Source organism: Mesorhizobium sp. M0051 (assembly GCF_040323235.1).
Lineage (GTDB): Bacteria > Pseudomonadota > Alphaproteobacteria > Rhizobiales > Rhizobiaceae > Mesorhizobium.
Genome location: NZ_JAMYUT010000086.1, coordinates 1 through 1563, shown reverse-complemented (window position 1 = coordinate 1563; position 1563 = coordinate 1). Strand labels below are relative to the sequence as shown.

The 1563-nt window shown below is 62.2% G+C and carries 1 protein-coding gene and 1 pseudogene; one reads left to right on the top strand and one right to left on the bottom strand.

The features are described from left to right. Nucleotides 1-134: pseudogene (locus NKJ90_RS33310) on the bottom strand (IS3 family transposase); the annotation flags it as partial. 106 nt (nt 135-240) lie between these two features. On the opposite strand from NKJ90_RS33310, the gene NKJ90_RS33305 reads away from it, so the two are divergent. Beyond that, nucleotides 241-1269 carry an IS110 family RNA-guided transposase gene (locus NKJ90_RS33305; RefSeq protein ID WP_352487770.1) on the top strand — a complete coding sequence of 343 codons (1029 nt, stop codon included), beginning with the start codon at nt 241-243 and terminating at the stop codon, nt 1267-1269. Nucleotides 1270-1563 lie beyond the last annotated feature (294 nt).

Genomic DNA, 1563 nt, shown 5'->3' with positions numbered 1-1563 from the left:
TGCAGCCGATCTTGGCGGCGATCGATGAAACCGCCGCCCACCGCGACGTATGCTCGCGTTCGTGATCCAGAACCAGCCGCACCGCGGGGGGTCCGGACCTCGGGAGAGAACTTGTTGGTCGCCTTGCTTGTCATGGTTCCACCTTCTCAGGAGTTGATGGAGTGGATGCCCCTCCCGCCGAGCCAGCGGCGTGGCAGAATTGCCATCGCAGAATGGGCTGCGGACAACAGGAGGAACGACATGAACAACGTCACCATCATTGGCATCGATCTGGCGAAGCGCGTCTTCCACGCTCATGGCGCTCACGCCGACGGCGGCGTCGCATTCCGGAAGAGAATGGCTCGCTCTCAGGTCCTCCCGTTTTTGGCCCGACAGCCAACCTGTGTGGTCGCCATGGAGGCCTGCGCGAGCGCACACGAATGGGGCCGGGCAATTCGGGAGCTGGGCCACGAGGTGAGGCTCATCCCGCCCAGCTACGTCAAGCCTTATGTAAAGCGCCAGAAGAACGACACCGCCGATGCCGAGGCCATAGCTGAAGCGGGATCTCGACCAACGATGCGGTTTGTGGCGGTGAAGACGGAAGAGCAGCAAGCGAGGTCGATGGTGTTCCGGACGCGCGACCTCTTGGTGCGCCAGCGCACGCAACTGATCAACGCCTTGCGCGGTCATCTTGCCGAACACGGCGTCATCGCACCGCAAGGTCCGGCTCACCTGAAAACCTTGGCTGCCGCGATTGATGCCGCCGAATCTACGATGCCCCAACTGGTTGTCGACGTTGGTCGCGTCTACTTGGAGCAGGTCGATCGGTTGAGCTGCGAAGTTGCCGAGCTGGAGAAAATCCTCCGCCGCGAAGCCCAGTGCGGGGAGGATACACGCCGCCTTCAGACCATGCCGGGAGTCGGCCCGATCACGGCCATGGCGGTGGAAGCGTTTGCGCCCCCAATGTCGACCTTCAAGCGCGGCCGTGACTTTGCCGCTTGGCTCGGACTTGTGCCTATCCAGCACTCGACCGGTGGCAAGCAGCGGCTCGGCCGAACGTCTAAAATGGGCCAGCGGGACATCCGACGGTTGCTGATCATCGGCGCAATGTCCGTCATCCAGTGGGCCTCCCGCCGCGGTGCGCGGCCAGGATCATGGCTCGCCCGAATGCTGGATCGCAAACCGCTGATGCTGGTTGCCATGGCGTTGGCCAACAAGATGGCTCGCTCGGTATGGGCGATGTTGACAAAGAAAGAGGATTACCGGGATCTTGGCAGCGCGGCAGCATGAGCATGCACTCGGCGACTGCGAGGCCATGATGGGCAGCATGTGAGGAGGTCGTGAACGTCAAGGGCAAATGATCGGTCTGATCGGGATCAGGAAATGCACCGAGGCTCCAAGAGCGAAAAGCTCGTCGAGTTGATTTGCGCCTGATCCGCGTATCTCCATGACGGCCAGCGGCACCTCCGACGCCGCATCACAGGCCTGACACATGACCGCACCCGATCACATGCTCGAAGACGCGAAAGGCACTTGCATGAAACGGGGCATCCACACATGGAGCCTCCGATCAACCCGGGGCGG

Coding starts and splice junctions, on each gene's coding strand:
- NKJ90_RS33305 (WP_352487770.1), top strand. CDS start 241: ATGAACAACGTCACCATCATTGGCATCGATCTGGCGAAGCGCGTCTTC.